Source organism: Nostoc sp. 106C, assembly GCF_002154725.1.
In the GTDB taxonomy this organism is placed as follows: Bacteria; Cyanobacteriota; Cyanobacteriia; order Cyanobacteriales; family Nostocaceae; genus Aulosira.
This window is the reverse complement of sequence record NZ_MTAW01000028.1, coordinates 1-4,330: the sequence shown is the minus strand read 5'-3', so window position 1 is coordinate 4,330 and position 4,330 is coordinate 1. Positions and strand designations below refer to the sequence as shown.

Here is a 4,330-nt window from a genome sequence, read left to right as displayed (position 1 = left end):
AATTTCTCATGATTTATTTATCTATTTCAGGAGAATAAAAACTGGGATGCACCCCCTTCTATTTGCTGTAATTCTTGTTTTTGCTTTGGGGAACGGGGAAAAGATAGTAACTTTTCTGATGGTTTAACTGGGTACTTCAATACATTTTCTGGCGCTGGCGTGGAAATGTCAGAAGTAGCTATTTCCCGTGTAATCGTCACTTGAGCATTGTTATTAATAGTTCTCACTTGCGGGTTAGGTTGACGCCCCCGTAATAAACTATCTACTGTGTCAGCAACGCTTTCATGCACCACCCAACGCTGGCGTTCTAGCATCTCTATAGCAATCTCGAAAGTAGGAGGCGCTTTGCGTTCCAAAACTGTTTTTTGCGTGCGCCGTCTTCTGGCTTCATCATCTCCTAAAGTTACCGATTGAATACCGCCAACCAAATCAGATAGAGTCGGGTTTTTAATTAGGTTTTTGATTTCATTACCGTGAGCAGTACCGATCAATTGCACACCTCGTTCTGCAATTGTACGCGCTGCCAAAGCTTCTAGTTCTGTGCTAATTTCATCAATCACAATGACTTCTGGCATGTGGTTTTCCACAGCTTCAATCATTACCTGATGCTGTAGTTCTGGACGTGCTACTTGCATCCGGCGTGCTCTACCAATTGCGGGGTGAGGAATATCACCGTCACCAGCAATTTCGTTAGACGTGTCGATAATTACCACCCGCTTATAAAGTTCGTCTGCCAAAACACGGGCAATTTCCCGCAACGCTGTCGTTTTCCCCACTCCAGGGCGACCCAGCATGAGAATTGATTGACCAGTTTTTACCAAATCGCGAATCATTGCGATCGTGCCATATATGGCACGACCAACACGACAAGTTAAACCAATAATCTTGCCATTGCGGTTACGAATGGCGCTGATCCGGTGTAAAGTTTGCTCAATACCAGCACGATTATCTTCAGCAAAGGTTCCTACTTTTTGAATGCAATCATCGAGTTGTTTTTGAGTTACAGCTATTTGAGATAAATACTCTGATTCGCCAGGAAAGCGAGCTTCTGGACGACGGCCCAAATCCATAACAACTTCAACTAAATTGTCTAGCTGTGAGTGTTGGGCTAAAGTTTCGCGGATTTCTTGAGGTAAAATATCCAGTAATTTTTGCAGATCGCCGCTATTTTGCATGATTTTTGTATCTGGAGATTTATCGCGATATTGAAATTGCTTTTAGTGCTGCATCTGCCAAGATGCGATGAGCAGCCGTTGTCGGATGAATGCTGTCCCAAAATAAAAACTTGTCTGGATTGCTACAGGAAGTTACATTAGATAGACAAGAACTAGTCACATTTGTGAAATCAAATTTTGCTGGGTTAGAAATTGCTTCTCGATATATGGAATTAACATCGAGTTGGATGATTTTACTGCCAGAACCAAATTTTTGTTGAAGTGAATCGATAGATTTAGTCAATTCTGAATTATGCAGACTTGTCACCGCACTCAGGTTACTAGAATTGAAAGTATTATAAGTAGCTGGAATCTTTCCTAAATCAGGTAAATTAGCTACCAAAATTGTTTTAGCTCCGGCTGTTAACAATGACTGAACTGCATTAGATAAATTGGCGATCGCCGCAGTAGTATTAGTAGTCCCGAAAAGATAATCATTGGCTCCAGCCCAAAGGATATAAAGTGCATTTGGGTTTAGCTTTTGCTGGTTTTTTGTATAACTATATACTTGCGCTAACGCTCCAGGAATACCGTTAAGACTACCGCTAATAGTAGTTGCACCACCACAAGCAAAATTAATATTTTTGGTATTATTCAATCCTAGTTTAGAGCTAAGATGTTCTACCCAAACTGGACCATTAGAATAACGTCCTTGGAAATAAGGAGGACTAGGAGGATAAACTCCATTGGTAGCCTTGAATATATTGCCTGTATCTGAAAGGCTATCCCCAAAAACATAGAGTTCGTTGATTTGTTCATCGTGAACTTGAGAACTCTGTGTAGAAGCTGCAAATACAACCATAATAAAAGTTAAAAGAGCCAGTACTACTGCAAAAATCTTTTTTTTCACTCTGAAAGTTTCTCCTTAGCAGAATGGCAAAGCCCTCCTCCCCAGCAGAGGAAGAGAGCTTTTCTCTAAAAAATCAAGCTATTAATTGGAGAACTCTATCTAGCCTTTGTTTTAGATATTGAATTTGAAATTAATAGCCAAATTTATATCTAAAATTCAGAACCCTGAAGATTACATAGCAACTTGTTAATGTACCAATATTTGTTGAGGTCAAGCCCTCGCTCGGTCTGTTAGCAAGGCTCGGCTTCGGTGCAGGAGCGCTTGACCAGTTGCCAGTGCCTATAACTCGTCGGCTCATTCTTCAACAGGCACGCGGTCAGACTTTAAATAGTCCTCTCACTGCTTGTAAGCTAACGGTTTCATGTTCTATTTCACTCCCCTTGTGGGGTTCTTTTCACCTTTGCCTCGCGGTACTTGTTCACTATTGGTCACACAGTAGTATTTAGCCTTACGAGATGGTTCTCGTTGATTCACACGGGATTCCACGTGAGCCGTGCTACTTGGGATGCAGCTAGTATCGTTTCACTTTCGACTACGAGACTATAACTCTCTCTGGTGCAGCTTTTAACTGCTTTGTCTAGTTAATTGATTCCATGTCGCTGTCCCACAACCCCAGTTGTAAATACAACTGGTTTAGGCTGTTCCCGCTTCGCTCGCCGCTACTAGGGGAATCGAATTTCTTTCTCTTCCTCCAGCTACTAATACCATTTCACCTTAATAATGATACAAATAATGCGCTTCAGGGTTTAGCATTGCTCATTGGTGTCAACTTAAGCTCAAACGCTTATCCCACATACGTTTTACCCCACCCCTTAATCCCCTCCCCCGAAGTTTGCTCAACGGGGGGGAACCCCCGCACGCAACTTCTCCCCGCCTGCGGGGAGGGGAAGTTTTGGCTTTAGACAAAACTGGGGTGGGGTGACGAGGATCGTAATGGTAGGTGAGTGAATACAAAATCACGTTTTAACAAGGGTTTCACGTTAAGTTTACACGTATGAGCAATGCTAAACCCCTACGAAAAATTTATGTTTATCAGGATTTTCGTGAATTGGTATAAGATGTTTCAGTTCGCTGGGTTGGCTCATACCTGTCTATATATTCAACAGGCTGTACTTGGGGTTGCCCCATTCGGACATCTCCGGCTCAATGTTTACTTCCAACTTCCCGGAGCATTTCGTCGGTAATCACGTCCTTTTTCGCCTCTGTGTGCCAAGGTATCCACCGTCAGCCCTTATTAGCTTGACCACAATTTCTACATTGCTGTCTGCGAATGCTATTGACTGTTAACTATTAACAATCAACGCTTTCTACCTGACAAGTTGCTATGTAATTTTCAAGGTTCTGTCTGGATTTCACTCCAGCATTCTCTCTAGCTTTTCTAGATCAGGTGCTGAAGAGATTTGATGTACAGAGTTCAATCTCAATAATACTAATGTACTGCTTAGTCGAGCAGATCATCAGTGGGAAGAACCGAACTTTTTCATGTTAGTTTTTATCACTACTGTTGAAGTTCGATTTCCTTAGCTCATTCACCATTAATACTAATGTACTAAACTCTTGGTGACCCAACAGTGGGCAGAACCTAACTTGTTGATGGTTGGTTCTACTACACTCATGAGACTTGAACCAAATAAATATAGTTTGAAAGCCTCAAAGCCAATCTCGACCGACCTGGGATGACTCAAAGTCAAAGTTTTTTACCTACTTCGTCTTTAGTCTTGTTTTTGACTTTTGACTTGAGTTGGTCTCCCTGTTAAGGTGGTGATCCAGCCACACCTTCCGGTACGGCTACCTTGTTACGACTTCACCCCAGTCACCAGTCCTGCCTTCGGCATCCCCCTCCTTGCGGTTAGGGTAACTACTTCGGGCAAAACCAACTTCCGTGGTGTGACGGGCGGTGTGTACAAGACCCGGGAACGAATTCACTCCAGCAATGCTGATCTGGAATTACTAGCGATTCCACCTTCACGCAGGCGAGTTGCAGCCTGCGATCTGAACTGAGCCGTGGTTTATGGGATTTGCTTACGATCGCTCGTTTGCTGCCCTTTGTCCACAGCATTGTAGTACGTGTGTAGCCCAGGATGTAAGAGACATGAAGACTTGACGTCATCCCCACCTTCCTCCGATTTATCATCGGCGGTCTCTTGAGAGTTCCCAACTTTACTTGCTGGCAACTCAAGACGAGGGTTTCGCTCGTTGCGGAAAATTCCTCACTGCTGCCTCCCGTAGGAGTCTGGGCCGTGTCTCAGTCCCAGTGTGGCTGATC

Annotated in this window: 1 protein-coding gene, 1 rRNA gene, 1 pseudogene and 1 other annotated feature; all 3 genes and pseudogenes read right to left on the bottom strand. The window is 43.4% G+C overall.

Annotated features, from left to right (window positions below; all coding sequences use genetic code 11):
- Positions 1-176 precede the first annotated feature (176 nt).
- Positions 177-1,175 (bottom strand): annotated as a pseudogene (locus BV375_RS01465) (AAA family ATPase); the annotation flags it as partial.
- 19 nt (positions 1,176-1,194) lie between these two features.
- Positions 1,195-2,064 (bottom strand): SGNH/GDSL hydrolase family protein, encoded by an 870-nt coding sequence (locus BV375_RS01460; RefSeq protein ID WP_086756504.1) that lies wholly within the window; start codon positions 2,062-2,064, stop codon positions 1,195-1,197.
- A 347-nt stretch (positions 2,065-2,411) separates the two neighbouring features.
- Positions 2,412-3,295 (bottom strand) — a sequence feature (23S ribosomal RNA rRNA prediction is too short).
- Between the two features lie 523 nt (positions 3,296-3,818).
- Positions 3,819-4,330, bottom strand: a 16S ribosomal RNA gene (locus BV375_RS01455); the annotation flags it as partial.